Source organism: Sporosarcina sp. E16_8 (assembly GCF_017347095.1).
Lineage (GTDB): Bacteria > Bacillota > Bacilli > Bacillales_A > Planococcaceae > Sporosarcina.
Genome location: NZ_JADPRZ010000002.1, coordinates 171,980 through 186,072, shown reverse-complemented (window position 1 = coordinate 186,072; position 14,093 = coordinate 171,980). Strand labels below are relative to the sequence as shown.

10 protein-coding genes and 1 other annotated feature are annotated in these 14,093 nt (G+C 42.7%); of the genes, 4 read left to right on the top strand and 6 right to left on the bottom strand.

The genetic code is table 11. The features are described 5' to 3' along the window. Nucleotides 1-8: 8 nt before the first annotated feature. Together I2484_RS02695 and ccpA are read left to right on the top strand one after the other, a co-directional pair. Nucleotides 9-1,094: a bifunctional 3-deoxy-7-phosphoheptulonate synthase/chorismate mutase gene (locus I2484_RS02695; protein WP_207149480.1), complete on the top strand. Its 1,086-nt coding sequence runs from the start codon at nt 9-11 to the stop codon at nt 1,092-1,094. A gap of 78 nt (nt 1,095-1,172) precedes the next feature. Next, nucleotides 1,173-2,171 (top strand): catabolite control protein A, encoded by a 999-nt coding sequence (ccpA, locus tag I2484_RS02690; RefSeq protein ID WP_207149479.1) that lies wholly within the window; start codon nt 1,173-1,175, stop codon nt 2,169-2,171. Nucleotides 2,172-3,090: 919 nt separating this feature from the next. Here ccpA and I2484_RS02685 read toward each other — a convergent pair. From I2484_RS02685 to I2484_RS02675, 3 genes are read right to left on the bottom strand one after another with little or no spacing between them, the layout of a single operon-like run. Further along, complete coding sequence (locus I2484_RS02685) at nt 3,091-4,257, bottom strand: acetoin utilization protein AcuC (protein WP_207149478.1); 1,167 nt, start codon at nt 4,255-4,257, stop codon at nt 3,091-3,093. Next, nucleotides 4,254-4,901, bottom strand: coding sequence for an acetoin utilization AcuB family protein (locus I2484_RS02680; RefSeq protein ID WP_207149477.1), 648 nt, complete (start codon nt 4,899-4,901; stop codon nt 4,254-4,256). Before I2484_RS02680 ends, I2484_RS02685 begins: the two co-directional genes overlap by 4 nt. Nucleotides 4,902-4,917: 16 nt before the next feature. Further along, nucleotides 4,918-5,550 carry a GNAT family N-acetyltransferase gene (locus I2484_RS02675; protein WP_207149476.1) on the bottom strand — a complete coding sequence of 211 codons (633 nt, stop codon included), beginning with the start codon at nt 5,548-5,550 and terminating at the stop codon, nt 4,918-4,920. A 177-nt stretch (nt 5,551-5,727) separates the two neighbouring features. On the opposite strand from I2484_RS02675, the gene acsA reads away from it, so the two are divergent. After that, a complete protein-coding gene (gene acsA / locus I2484_RS02670) occupies nt 5,728-7,446 on the top strand; it encodes an acetate--CoA ligase (RefSeq protein ID WP_207149475.1) in 1,719 nt (572 codons plus the stop codon). A gap of 226 nt (nt 7,447-7,672) precedes the next feature. On the opposite strand, the gene I2484_RS02665 is transcribed toward acsA, so the two are convergent. Then, nucleotides 7,673-10,570 (bottom strand): transglycosylase domain-containing protein, encoded by a 2,898-nt coding sequence (locus I2484_RS02665; RefSeq protein WP_481886369.1) that lies wholly within the window; start codon nt 10,568-10,570, stop codon nt 7,673-7,675. A gap of 107 nt (nt 10,571-10,677) precedes the next feature. After that, nucleotides 10,678-10,874 (top strand) — a binding site (T-box leader). A gap of 109 nt (nt 10,875-10,983) precedes the next feature. On the opposite strand from I2484_RS02665, the gene tyrS reads away from it, so the two are divergent. Continuing rightward, nucleotides 10,984-12,249: a tyrosine--tRNA ligase gene (gene tyrS, locus I2484_RS02660; protein ID WP_207149474.1), complete on the top strand. Its 1,266-nt coding sequence runs from the start codon at nt 10,984-10,986 to the stop codon at nt 12,247-12,249. 61 nt (nt 12,250-12,310) lie between these two features. On the opposite strand, the gene I2484_RS02655 is transcribed toward tyrS, so the two are convergent. Together I2484_RS02655 and rpsD are read right to left on the bottom strand one after the other, a co-directional pair. Further along, on the bottom strand, nt 12,311-13,123 hold the full coding sequence (locus I2484_RS02655; protein WP_207149473.1) for a cobalamin-binding protein: 813 nt from the start codon (nt 13,121-13,123) through the stop codon (nt 12,311-12,313). 82 nt (nt 13,124-13,205) lie between these two features. Beyond that, nucleotides 13,206-13,808 carry a 30S ribosomal protein S4 gene (gene rpsD, locus I2484_RS02650; RefSeq protein WP_207149472.1) on the bottom strand — a complete coding sequence of 201 codons (603 nt, stop codon included), beginning with the start codon at nt 13,806-13,808 and terminating at the stop codon, nt 13,206-13,208. Nucleotides 13,809-14,093: the final 285 nt, after the last annotated feature.

Below are 14,093 nucleotides of genomic sequence, written 5' to 3'. Positions count from 1 at the left end.
ACGGACAGATGAGACAAAATGATTTAGATGGATTGCGCGGCCGTGTAAACGAGCTGAATGTTAAAGTTTTGGATCTTATTAACGAAAGAACAACTGTGGTCCAAGAAATTGGTAAGGTAAAAGAAAAGCAGGGTGTTAATCGGTATGATCCGATTCGTGAACGTGAAATGCTTAACTTCTTAAAAGAATCTAATAATGGTCCGTTACCTAACGGAGTTCTTGAACAGATTTTTAAAGGAATATTCATGTCTGCACTTGAGATACAGGAAGACGACCAACGCAATGCTTTGCTTGTTTCCCGTAAGAGAAAAGCCGAAGATACGATTGTTGACATTAATGGCCATAAAATTGGGGACGGAACTCCGTCATTCATTTACGGTCCATGTGCAGTCGAATCATATGAGCAGGTTTTAGCTGTTGCATTGTCCATCAAAGCTAAAGGTTTAACGATGATAAGAGGTGGCGCATACAAGCCGCGTACATCGCCATACGATTTCCAAGGTCTAGGTCTTGAAGGTTTGAAAATACTTAAACGTGTCGCTGATGAAACAGGTCTTTCGGTTGTTACGGAAATCATTACACCGTCACATCTCGAAGAAGCACTTGAATACATCGATGTAGTTCAGATTGGTGCACGTAACATGCAAAACTTCGAATTATTGAAAGAAGCTGGAATGATTAATAAACCAGTTCTTCTAAAACGAGGCCTTGCAGCGACAATCGATGAATTCATCCATGCGGCTGAATATATACTATCTAAAGGTAATAGCCAGATAATCCTTTGTGAACGTGGTATCCGTACATATGAACGGGCAACTCGCAACACATTAGATATCTCTGCCGTTCCAATCTTGAAGCAGGAGACGCATCTTCCGGTCTTCGTTGACGTAACTCACTCAACAGGCAGAAAAGACTTGTTACTGCCTACAGCGAAAGCGGCGATAGCAGTTGGTGCAGATGGTGTAATGGCTGAAGTGCATCCTGATCCAGCTGTTGCATTATCCGATTCTGCACAACAGATGGATCTGCAACAATTTGATGAATTTTATGAAGCAATTAACCAATTCATGAACACGCACACAACAATCTCATGAGTAGACGCCGGGCCTATAATGGTTCCGGCGTTTTGATTACATAGGGTATAATGAAGATATATAGAAGGAGGAATTTTAATGGCTATAACGATTTACGACGTAGCCAGGGAGGCAAATGTTTCAATGGCAACGGTCTCCCGTGTCGTTAACGGCAATCAAAATGTAAAACCTGCAACGAGAAAGAAAGTTCTCGACTGCATTGAACGACTTGGCTATCGGCCAAATGCTGTTGCAAGAGGTCTTGCTAGTAAGAAGACAACGACAATCGGGGTCATCGTTCCTGATATCTCGAAAAGTTTCTATTCTGAGCTTTCCCGTGGAATAGCGGACGTTGCAACGATGTACGAATATAATATGATCCTCTCGAACTCCGATGAGAGCACGGACCGAGAAGTAGAATTAATAGAAGACCATCTCGGTAAACAGGTTGACGGGCTCATCTTTATGAGTGATTCGATATCTGATGAAGTGCGTAATGGATTGTCGACAGCGAATGTACCAATCGTTTTGGCTGGTACGTTGGACGTGGAAAAACAGTTAGCAACGGTGAATATTGATTATGAAGAAGCTTCTTATGTAGCGGTCAATAAATTAATTCGAAATGGTCATACAAAAATCGTTTTTGTTTCGGGGCCATTTACAAGAGATATTAACCGTATCGGTAAAAAAGCAGGATATATGAAAGCCCTCGAGGACGCAGCTATTCCATTTGATGAGCAGTTCGTCATTGAAATGGAAGATTCATACGATGGTGCATATGAAGGTTGGCAAAAAATTAGTGAATTGCAGGGTCGACCAACCGCCATTATTGCAGGAAGCGATGCGATTGCTGTCGGTCTGTTAAATGGAATTCGGGATGGCGGACTATCTGTTCCCGAAGATTACGAACTTATCTGTTTTGAACATTCCATTTTGGCGAGGGTAGTTAGACCGCAACTTACTTCAATCGTCGTACCTCTCTATGATTTAGGTGCAGTGTCAATGCGTCTGTTGACGAAGTTGATGAACGGGGAAGAGGTTGAAGAGCAACAGGTCATTTTACCTTTCCGAATTGAAGACCGTAATTCTATGAAATAAGAAAAGCGGAATGCGCCGTTTTGACGCGACAGGCATAAGGGATAAAGGGAAGGCAGTCTAAGATCGCGACTTCCTGTCGCAACGACTGCATACTTGCATCCAGGAAGTGGCGCCCTTTGCCTGGGAAAGGATGCAGTTCAATCCTTCCTAGCTTGGAGACCCACATCCTTGTGGGCCTCCGAGCGGTTGGCGCCTGGAGCTAGACATTATTATAAGTAAAAAAACGTATACTTTCTTATCTTCCTCAAATAGAGCAATCCTATCAATCGGTTATTCGGCTGAAGGGATTGCTCTTTTTGAGGAATAATACTGTTATTTCTACCGTCGGTTGATTAATCAAAAGTAAGCAGCAATAAACTTAATCACACAGTGGTTGCTACGTGTATAGTTGCATTTGGATTACTTTGGATTGAATGAATTCTATTACGATTACCGGGATGTCTGGATGCGTAGGGATGTGAACTTGTCGCATCTCTACGCATTATTTTCGGTAAGCTCATGGTAGTCCTTCATCCGGCGTGCTCCAAATGCATAAGTACGCGAAGGGCATTTGAAGCTTTTTGGGACGAAAGAATAGCTGACTTCTTAACTAGAGAAAAGCCGCCAAAGATACAATTTTGGCGGCTGAAACATTCTATATGGTTTTCTCTTTTGTTAGTAATGAAGTGTTACTTTCTAGTAAGCACCACATGATTACATACTCTTTACTAGGAGTTAGCAAGGAACGCATTAAACAATGTGCAAGTGTGCCTGAAATTGTATCTTCTGGCACTTACAATCTCTAAAGAAAGTCATCTATTCATTTCTTTCAAAGTAGCCACATATGCCCCTGGTAAAAATGTTGTGAATATTTCGCTGAATATAGCCGGAAATGGTCCGGTGAAAATGGAGGATATCAAGCCCTTCTCACCGGACGTGGTTATTTATCATTTTGTTCGTTGCGGATCATATGTAAGGCCCGAGTAAGCATCTGTGCATTTTTTTCGTTTATTTCATCCTTTCGTGGAATGGGTTCATAGAGTGGAACAGGATCTTCCCAAGTTGGTATAAGTGTAACGGGAGATTGCTCCTGCCACGTTGATAGCCAGTCCTCTGGAAGAAGACCAGTAGGTGCAGGGATATTTTTCATCGCTAGCCAAATATGAGCCCAAGCCCTTGGTACGACGCGCCAAATATCATAGCCGCCGCCACCGACGGCAATCCAGCGGCCTTCGCAATATTCTTCTGCAATTTCGCGTGCAACACGAGGGATTTCTTTGTAAATATCCATCGTGCCATAAAGATGAGTTAAGGGATCGAAATAATGCGCATCTGCCCCATTTTGAGTCAAGATGACATCGGGTTTGAAAAATTCAGTCACTTCTTTCATGGCTGTTTTATAAATTGAAAGGAATGACTCATCCTCTGTGAAAGCATCTATAGGGAAATTAAAGGAAGTCCCATAGCCGGCACCATTGCCGCGTTCGGTTATACTTCCCGTTCCAGGAAACAGGTAGCGCCCAGTTTCATGGATAGATAGTGTACAGACTGTCGGATCATCATAGAAGCTCCATTGAACGCCATCTCCATGATGAGCGTCTGTATCGATATAAAGAACGCGTGCTCCGTACTTTTCTTGTAAGTATTTTATGGCAACTGAGCTGTCATTATAGACGCAAAAGCCGGAAGCCCGTCCATGGAATCCATGATGCAGCCCCCCGCCCAGGTTCAGTGCATACCTAGTTCGTCCTTGCATCACTTCATCTACCGCAGTCAATGTACCGCCGACTAGCATGGCACTGGCTTCATGCATATTTGGGAAAATTGGCGTATCCTCTGTGCCGATACCGTAAATACTGCCAACATCCTCAGTTAGTTCACCTTTACCAGCCTTTTTTACGATATCAATAAACTTTTTGTCGTGGGCGAGAAGTAATTCTTCGTCTGTCGCCATGCGAGGTGCAATGATATCACTGTCTTGAATGGCTCCAGACTTCTTTAATAGGTCGAGAGTTAAGAGAATTCTTTTTTGGTTGAATGGATGCGAATCTGAAAAAGAGTAGCCAAGTTGCTCTTCTGAAAAGACGAAAACGGCATCTTTTTTCATACGTCAATTCCTGGAACATTTGGCCATAGGACCTCAAATCCGCTAACCTTCAGTCCCTCAATAATTTTGAGAGGATTCATTGAATTAATCCGGATGACAAGAATTTTGTTTGCTTCGTTCTCTTTATCGGGATAGACGAGCACGCTCAAAACGTTTAATTTTTGCTCGTGGAATACTTTGGATACTTCGAAAAGGATCCCGGGCGTATTCGGAACCCGCACTTCTATTTGTGAACCAGGTTGATGTGCGCCCGTCAATTCAATATATTTGTAAAGTAAATCTGTTTCGGTGATAATTCCAACTAGTTTTTTATTGGATACTATTGGCAGTGAACCTATTTTATTATCATAAAATAGTACCGCCGCTTCTTCAACAAAGTCCATTGGATGTCCGAGAATTGGGTTTTTCGTCATCACATCGGAAAGTAAAGTATCGTACGGACTGTTGTCTTTTATTTCAGAAACGGAAGAGGGAACAACTTCTTTCAAGTCTCGATCCGTCACAATGCCGACTACCGTGCCATCCGCAGACAGGATTGGCAAGTGGCGAACTTTTTTGTCCCGCATAGCTTCGAGTGCATCTTTTACAGTGTTTTCCGGTGATAGAGTTAGAACTTCTGTTATCATTATTTCTTCAATTAGCATTTAATTAATCCTCCCTTCAATACATGAATCGGTTCATGAACCGTAGATTGTCAAATTTTTGGATGGTATCTTGATTAATCCTTTTGCCAATCCGTGCCATTAGGCAATTTGCTGGGTGAGAACTTATTTCAGGGTCATCGGTTGCGTAGTATTCCAACCCGCCGGCGTTCATCATCTTCTCCATTACTTTTCTGTACTCCCAAACATTGAGCTTCGTCCCCTTCAAATCCCAGTGCCAGTAATATTCAGTCGTAAGAATAATATAATCTTCCATTGCGTCGTCCATCATGGAAACGCGTAAAAGGGACTTCCCAACTCCACCGGCTCTGAACTTTGGAATTACTTCAATTGCCCCGAGTTCGATTAAATTTTCTATTTTCCCTTGCGACCATCGCTCCAGAGGATCGGGATACAAATAAGTTACGTAGCCCACAATTTCATTCGAATCGCGAACGATTAAAATACGACCTTCTGGGAGTCCTGCAATTTCAATGAGTGCCTTGTGTTGTTGTGCAGGAGGTCTGAATGCAACAAGATCTTCATGAAAATCAAGGCTAGCAAGGTAATCTGCAGTAATGGGTCCCTCGATAACAATGTCTCCATTTTTATGTTTTATCTCCATCGCGTTATATGTTTTTATGTGTTCCAATATGATCACCTCCGTGTTTGATATAAACCTACTACCTAGTATACAACAATATAGATAAATTAAAGCTAGTTGATTTCTACAAATTTAAAACTGTTAGAAAAATAAAATTAATTAGACAACTAGGTTTGGATTGGGGTAGAATGATAGTTATATTCTATTCTTGAAAGGGTGAGATGAATGGTAATGAAAACATTGCCCGCAGTTAAGGGGGATTATCAGTTAGTAGATTATGATCGTATGGCCGCAGAATTCAAATGGGCGGATGCAGAAAAAGAATTCAGCTGGTTTGAAAGTGGACTCATTAACATTGCCCACGAAGCTGTAGACCGCCATGCGGATTCCTATCGAAAAAACAAGGTTGCACTTTATTATAAAGATGCGAATCGCAAAGAAACCTATACGTATAACGAAATGAAAAAGATGTCTAATAAAGCTGCGAACGTATTACGCAATCAGTCTCCGCTTGAAAAAGGGGACCGGATTTTCATCTTTATGCCGCGCTCACCGGAATTGTATTTTGCACTCCTTGGCGCATTGAAGCTGGGTGCTATCGTCGGACCGCTGTTCGAAGCATTCATGGAAGGTGCTGTCTATGACAGACTGTCTGATAGTGAAGCGACTTCAATCATCACAACACCTGAACTTCTTGAACGCGTACCTGTCGATAAATTACCACACCTGAAGACAATCTTTATTGTAGGAGAAAATGTGGTAGAAGAAGGTCTTGTCGTAGACTTTAACAAGCATATGAAAGATGCATCTCAGTACTTCCAAGTTGAATGGATGGACAGAGAGGACCCAACTCTTCTGCATTACACTTCAGGTTCAACTGGAAAACCTAAAGGCGTTGTACATGTACAGGAAGCGATGGTACAGCAGCTGCAGACAACGCGGTGGGTACTGGATCTAAAAGACGAGGACATCTTCTGGTGTACAGCGGATCCAGGTTGGGTGACAGGTACGGCTTATGGTATTTTCGGACCGATGCTTGCAGGGGGGACTAGCCTGATTCTTGGCGGCAGATTTTCGGCAGATGCCTGGTATGGGGCGATTGAGGAATATGGTGTCACGGTTTGGTATAGTGCGCCAACGGCATTCCGAATGCTTATGGGAGTTGGGGAAGGGCCACTAAGCAATTTTGATCTTTCTTCACTGCGCCATATTCTTTCTGTAGGTGAACCGCTTAATCCAGAAGTAATCCGTTGGGGATCTGAAGCGTTTAAATTGCGAATTCATGATACATGGTGGATGACAGAAACAGGTGCACAAACAATCTGCAATTTCGGATGTTTGCCAATTAAACCTGGATCAATGGGCAAACCGGTTCCTGGTATTGAAGCAGCCATCATTGATGATCAAGGAAATGTATTGCCTCCAAATCATATGGGTAACTTGGCTATTAAAAAAGGGTGGCCTGCAATGATGCGTCAAATTTGGAATAATCCAGAAAAATATGCATCTACCTTTATTAATGATGAGTGGTATGTTTCAGGTGACTCAGCATACATCGACGAGGACGGATATTTCTTTTTCCAAGGCCGTGTGGATGACGTGATTATGACGAGTGGAGAACGGGTAGGACCATTCGAAGTGGAAAGTAAACTTCTTGAACATCCCGCAGTTGTTGAAGCTGGTGTTATTGGTAAACCCGATCCGGTTCGCGGCGAAATAATTAAAGCATTTGTGGCACTTCATGAGGGAATAGAGCCGACTGATGAATTAAAAGAAGATATTCGACAATTTGTTAAAAAAGGGCTAGCGGCACATGCTGCTCCGCGTGAAATTGAATTCAAAGATAAATTACCGAAAACACGAAGCGGGAAAATTATGCGTCGCGTGTTAAAAGCTTGGGAACTGAATTTGCCGACAGGTGATCTGTCGACAATGGAAGACTAAGAAAAGCGGAAGGCGCCTTCTAGACGCGACAGGCATAAGTCGATCCAGCGACGTGGCGTACTTTGCCCGGGAAGGATGCAGTTCAATCCTTCCTAGCTGGATTGCTTATGACCCGAGCGGCTGGCGCCTGGAGCTAGACACTATTCTAAGTCAAAAAGATTAACCTTTCTCATCTTTCAAAAAAGAGCCTGTTCGCTATAGATAGCGGACAGGCTCTTTTTCCTATTCATTCCCCAGTTTCATCATCTCCACTTGCGGGAGGAATGGTACCACTATTATTTCCGTCCTCGCTTCCGGGAGGTGGAGTAACAGGCGGTACGTTTTCAGTAGGAGGCGTTTCAATAACTTCCTCTTCTGGTTCAGACGCCGCAACGGTGACTGCATTGGAGCCATTTGAAAGTCTTCCGGTAATATCGACAGCCTTGACTGAGTATGAGCCAGTACCGACTGTAAAGGAATTCGAAGAACCGTCTCTAATTGTTCCGATTTTAACATTATTTGCATAGACATAGTAACCAATAACATCATTTGAAGGTGAATTGCCCCAGGTTATTGTCGTTCCATTCAAATTAATATTTACTGGTGCAGGAGCGACATCATCAGCATTAAATATAGCCCCGGACACGACGTGAGATGCGAAAGCCGAGTTCGCTGGGAACAGTTTTGAGGCATCGCCTCTCCAAGGTCCTAGCATTCGGTCAATGAATACTTGGTTAACGCCTGTGCCACCTGATGACACGAATTCGCTAGGTGTAGATGGAAGTGCAAGGTACCTCGACCCTTTAACAGACACATAAGAAGAAGAGGTAATGCTATCATCCGGTTGTGTAGGTAACATCACTTTTGCGTTGAATAAATCTGTTTTAACGAGCCCTGCAGATGAACATGCAGCAGAGGGAGCAAGCCCAGAAATACCGCAGAATGATTTTTCAACGACACCGTCAGGACGACTGAATTTTGCAGAAGCTCCGACTATTTCTGGTGTTACTTCGTTCGCAGCATTCATGATACGGGCGAAAAGCATACTTGTCCTTGTGGTAGGATGCAATGTTTGCTTTTCCAATCCGTAATAGAGACTTCTTGTTCGGTCTTTGTATCCGAGCCAAACTCCAAGAGAAACATTTGGGTTGTATCCAACAAGCCAAGCGTCACCGTAACCTTGTGTTGTTCCCGTTTTTGCAGCAAGATCTGTAGAAAATTTCATGTTTTGTGTTACTTGTGAGCCAGTGCCACCAGGTTTCAATACATCACGTAACATATCGGTAACGATATAACTTGTTTCGGGGCTGAAGACATCAACAGGTTCAATTTCATGCTGATAGACGACATTACCATCCATATCTTCAATTTTTTCGACGATGTATGCATCAATGAATTGCCCACCATTTGCAAATGTTGCAAATGCATTCGTGTTTTCCTCGACACTCATCCCGACCGTCATGCCTCCGTAGGAAGTAGAGGGATTGACATAGTCCCCAGGAAGTAGTTTCGATATGCCCATCTTATCGAGGAATTCGGCAGGGCGTCGATCAAGGATGTCGCGATATAATCTTGCCGTTGCCAAGTTCAATGACTTGGAGAGTGCTTCCCTTGCAGGAATGATTCCATACTCCATCGATTTAGTATAGTTGCTCGGTGACCACATAGAGCCATTCGGTTGTGTGACACTGAATTTAACATCGACGACGGGACTACCAGCCCCGATGATACCGTACTCAATGGCTGGTGCATAAACAAGGAGCGGTTTCATAGCAGATCCGTTCTGTCTATATGCTTGTGTAGCATGGTTAAGCGCTTCGTGTTCGTGTCCACGACCGCCGATGAAAGATAAGATTTTACCGGTGCTATTTTCGATCATAATCGCACCGACCTGGACCGGATCCTCAGCCAATTCGACTTCGCCAGAATGGGAATCCTTTATTTCACGCGTATAAGTGAACCCGTAACTTTCGAAATCATTACCAACTTCATTCATCTTGTCATATAGATTTTTATTAACAGTAGAGTAAATTCTGTAGCCATCATTTTTCATTGAGCGCGTAGCAAGTATCGAATACTTTTCTCTTAATTTCTCTTCTTGCTTAAGACGTTCAGCATCGACTCCATCTTTTTCAGCGATAATTTCCGCCAGTATATCGACAGTACGATTCTGAATTTCTTGCGTCAAATAAGGATATCTTTCATTCGCGCGCATGACGGGATCACGGAAATCTTTTGTAATATCATAGACGATAGCTTCGTTGTATTGCTGTTCGGTAATATAACCAGTTTCTTTCATTCTAAAAAGAACTGTTTTCATACGATTGATTCCTGGTAGTAAGAACTCTTTTTCTTTTATTCCGCCACCGCTTTTAAAAGGGGTATACGCGAAAGGGGCCTGAGGAAGTCCTGCGATGAAGGCGGACTGCGGTAAATTCAATTTCGCGGCTTTTAAAGCGAAAATACCGCCAGCTGCAGTTTCAATACCAGCAATATTTTGCCCATTTGAATTACGGCCGTAAGGGATAATGTTCAAGTAGGCTTCAAGGATTTCATCTTTTGTCATGAAATGCTCTATCCTCATAGCCAGTAGCATTTCTTTCGCTTTTCGTTCATATGACACTTCATTGGTTAAAATTTGGTTTTTAATCAGCTGTTGTGTCAGAGTCGAACCGCCAGTTTGGCTATCAGAGTTCGTTACATCTTGCAATAGTCCGCGGAAAATCGCTTTAGGAACAATGCCCTCATGCTGTTCGAAATACTCATCCTCTGTGGCGAATACCGCATCTATAACGAATGGGGATACACTTTCCAATTTTGTCTCTCTACGTTCTATATCAGAGTTAACTTTACCGATATAGACATTGCCAGCGAGATAAAGTTCGGACGTTTCTTCGTAGGTGAAAATTGCGTCCCGCATTTCTTGCTTGGACCGGAGTGGTTCTTTGGCTACCAATGAAGCGAAATAGCCTGCTCCGACTGAACCGGCAAACACTACAAGTGTCAAACCTACTACGAGGAATAGGAGAAACAGGTTCCAGGTGACGCCTGATGTGATACGCATCCCTTTAGCCCATTTCGTTTTAGTCATCGTTTCAAGTTTCTCTTCTATTAGATCAATACGATTCTTTTGATGTTTACTCACTTAAATCAACCTCCTGAAATCTTACCTATTATAGCACATTTCCATAAATGCCAATCGATAATGTTTGACAACTTTTGAATATAGGTTAGAATTATTGATACATATACTTTCACATGTTGAATGGGTCGAAGTAGTGGTTGTGGAACCGTTTAGAGAGACAGCGGCTGGTGAAAGCTGTCCGGTAATCCAATCATGAATTACAGCCCTGGAGTGTGACGCGTGCGCAGTGTTATTGCGTTTTGAGTGGAGAATTTTTTCTCAAGCCGGGTGGTACCGCGTTAATACGATAATTAGCGTCCTTGCATGATTTTATTAATCGTGTAAGGGCTTTTTTGTGTCTAGTTAAAGGTTCTATGCGCTCCGAGACTCACTCGACGCGGTGCGTTATTACTTAAATTTCAGGAGGGGTTAGGATGAAAGAGAAATTGATGGAAGACTTAAAGTGGAGAGGGTTACTCTACCAACAGACGGATGAGGCGGGTCTTGAAGAATTGCTGAATAAGGAGAAAATCTCTCTGTATTGCGGAGTCGATCCGACTGCGGATAGCATGCACATCGGACATATCGTTCCATTACTAACGCTACGCCGTTTTCAAATGCATGGACATCGTCCGATTCTACTTGTCGGTGGAGCTACGGGCATGATTGGAGATCCATCAGGTCGCTCAGAGGAAAGACAGCTTCAAACAACTGAACAGATTGATAAAAACGTTGCCGGAATTAAAAAGCAGATGGAACAGATTTTTGATTTCAATTCTGAAAATGGCGCGCAGATGGTGAACAACAATGACTGGGTCGGTTCGATGAGCGTCATCGAGTTTTTACGTGATTTCGGTAAATTATTAGGCGTCAACTATATGCTTGCGAAAGACAATGTTGCATCACGTCTTGACAGCGGAATTTCCTTCACAGAGTTTTCATACATGCTAATTCAAGGGATTGATTTCAATCATTTATTCAATAATTATGGTTGTAGAGTCCAAATAGGCGGATCCGATCAGTGGGGCAATATTACGACAGGGCTTGAAGTGATTCGTAAAACGCATGAAGAAGAAGTGAAAGCATTCGGCATCACAATTCCACTTGTTACAAAGGCAGATGGTACGAAGTTTGGTAAAAGTGCGGGTGGCTCAGTGTGGCTCGATGCAGAAAAAACATCGCCATATGAATTTTACCAATTCTGGATTAATACAGCGGATTCAGATGCCGTTAAATACATGAAAATATTCACGTTCATTGAACGTGAAGAAATCGAAGCATTTGAAATTACAATCCAAGAGGAACCACATTTACGGAAAGCGCAACTCAGACTAGCGGAAGAGATGACGCGATTGATTCACGGTCAGGAAGCACTTGACCAAGCAATCCGCATTTCCAAAGCATTATTCAGTGGTGATTTGAAAACACTTACTGCTAATGAAATGAAAGACGCATTCAAAGACGTCCCTTCGTTTGAAATGGTGAAAGAAGATAAAAACATCGTTGATTTCATCGTCGATTCTGGCGTATCACCATCGAGACGACAAGCTCGTGAAGATGTGACGAATGGTGCAATTTCATTGAACGGTGAACGGGTGACAGATACAGCATACGAGGTCAGCGCAGCAGATCGTCTGGATGATGCGTTTGCCATTGTCCGACGCGGTAAGAAAAATTATAAAATGGTGAAATTCGTCTAACTATATTTCATAATGCAAAAGGCTGTTATCCCAATCAAAAAGGGGAAAACAGCCTTTTGTTTTACGCATTTCTAACCCACTCAGGTAGATGCAAGTCTGCATATACTTCCGGGTGAATCATTTTGGCTAATTTTAAAGCGCCTTCAAGGAGCCGTGGGGAAGGCCGGCAATACAATTCTTCTTCCATTACTGAAAAGCGGCCACTTTTCACGGCGTCCAGCTGATTCCAACCGGGCCGTTTCAGAACGACTTCTTTTTTCACTTTATTGATTCGAACACCGACCCACGCTAGTAGGATATAATCAGGTTCTCTATTTAGTACATCCTCCCAGTCAGTTTGGACACTGGCAAGTTCAACGTCGCGGAATTCATTCAAACCGCCGGCAATCGTGCTTATTTCGGTCAGCCAATTAATCTTTCCGGGTGTAAATACAGGTTTTGGCCACCACTCCCAGTATAAAGAAGGGGTAAATTCGACAGTTTCAGCACGTTTTTTCATGTCTTTAATAAATAATAGATATTCCGCTTTAATTTGAAGAGCGTGTTCTTCAATTCCGCATGCTTTTCCAACAGCTAACAAATCTTCTGCGATATCATCCAAGCTTTGCGGATTTAACACTAAGTGTGGAATCATTCGCTTCTCGAGCTCTGCAACATTTTTTTCCATTCCGGGAACACTGAGCGATGCAAGCACTAAGTCTGGTGCAAAAGATTCCAATTTATCCATATCAATCGATAAGTCAGGTCCGAGTTTCGGTAAAGTATTGATTGCGCTAGGCCAATCAGAGAAATCATCAACTGCAACGAGTTGATCAATCAGTCCTAGATAGGCAAGCAGTTCCGTATTACTCGGGCAAATCGATACAAGTTTCATATAATCACCTCATAAGTCGTAGTATGTACAGTATATCACGAAAAAAAAGAGCCCTGTGAAGGACTCTTTTCCAAAAATGCTATTAACGAGAGTAGAATTCAACGATAAGTGATTCGTTAATTTCTGCTGCAAGTTCGCTGCGCTCAGGCATGCGGACGAATTGACCGACTTTAGTATCTTTGTTGAATGTAACATATTCAGGTACATAGCTGCTCACTTCAAGCGCTTCATTTACAGCGTCAAGGTTTTGAGACTTCTCACGGAAAGAAATTTCTTGACCAGGTTTAACGCTGAAAGAAGGAATGTCAACGCGTTTACCATCAACCATGATATGGCCGTGGTTTACAAGTTGGCGTGATGCACGACGTGTGCGTGCAAGACCCATGCGGTATACAATGTTATCCAGACGAGTCTCAAGAAGAATCATGAAGTTAACACCGTGTTTACCAGGCATTTTACCTGCTTTGATGAATATCGTTTTGAATTGACGTTCGTTTACGCCAAACATAAAACGAAGTTTTTGTTTTTCTTGTAACTGCTTTCCGTATTCAGAAAGTTTTATGCGTTGGTTAGGACCGTGTTGTCCCGGGCCGTAAGGGCGTTTTTCAATTTCTTTTCCTGTGCCTGTAAGTGAAATCCCAAGACGACGGGAAAGTTTCCAAGATGGACCTGTATAACGAGCCATGAAAGACTCCTCCTCTATTGTTGGTTTTATTTTGTTGTAAAATAAGAACCAGATGTGTTCAATCCAAATGCCATTCTATCATCTTGCATCCTCGCCTCCGCAGCCAGAAAGTTACTCGATGCACCTTGTGAAAGGAATAGACTGGACAATCTGAAACACACAACTGCTGCAACTATTTTACACAAGTTTCATCATAACAACTATAGAAGTAAGAGTCAAGCTTCATACCTGAATACTAAAATAAGCCAAATGGTCTATATAAAGTGATGGTATCTATAGTACCAT

Coding starts and splice junctions, on each gene's coding strand:
- I2484_RS02695 (WP_207149480.1), top strand. CDS start 9: ATGAGACAAAATGATTTAGATGGATTGCGCGGCCGTGTAAACGAGCTG.
- ccpA (WP_207149479.1), top strand. CDS start 1,173: ATGGCTATAACGATTTACGACGTAGCCAGGGAGGCAAATGTTTCAATG.
- I2484_RS02685 (WP_207149478.1), bottom strand. CDS start 4,257: ATGAAAAAAGATGCCGTTTTCGTCTTTTCAGAAGAGCAACTTGGCTAC.
- I2484_RS02680 (WP_207149477.1), bottom strand. CDS start 4,901: ATGCTAATTGAAGAAATAATGATAACAGAAGTTCTAACTCTATCACCG.
- acsA (WP_207149475.1), top strand. CDS start 5,728: ATGGTAATGAAAACATTGCCCGCAGTTAAGGGGGATTATCAGTTAGTA.
- tyrS (WP_207149474.1), top strand. CDS start 10,984: ATGAAAGAGAAATTGATGGAAGACTTAAAGTGGAGAGGGTTACTCTAC.
- I2484_RS02655 (WP_207149473.1), bottom strand. CDS start 13,123: ATGAAACTTGTATCGATTTGCCCGAGTAATACGGAACTGCTTGCCTAT.
- rpsD (WP_207149472.1), bottom strand. CDS start 13,808: ATGGCTCGTTATACAGGTCCATCTTGGAAACTTTCCCGTCGTCTTGGG.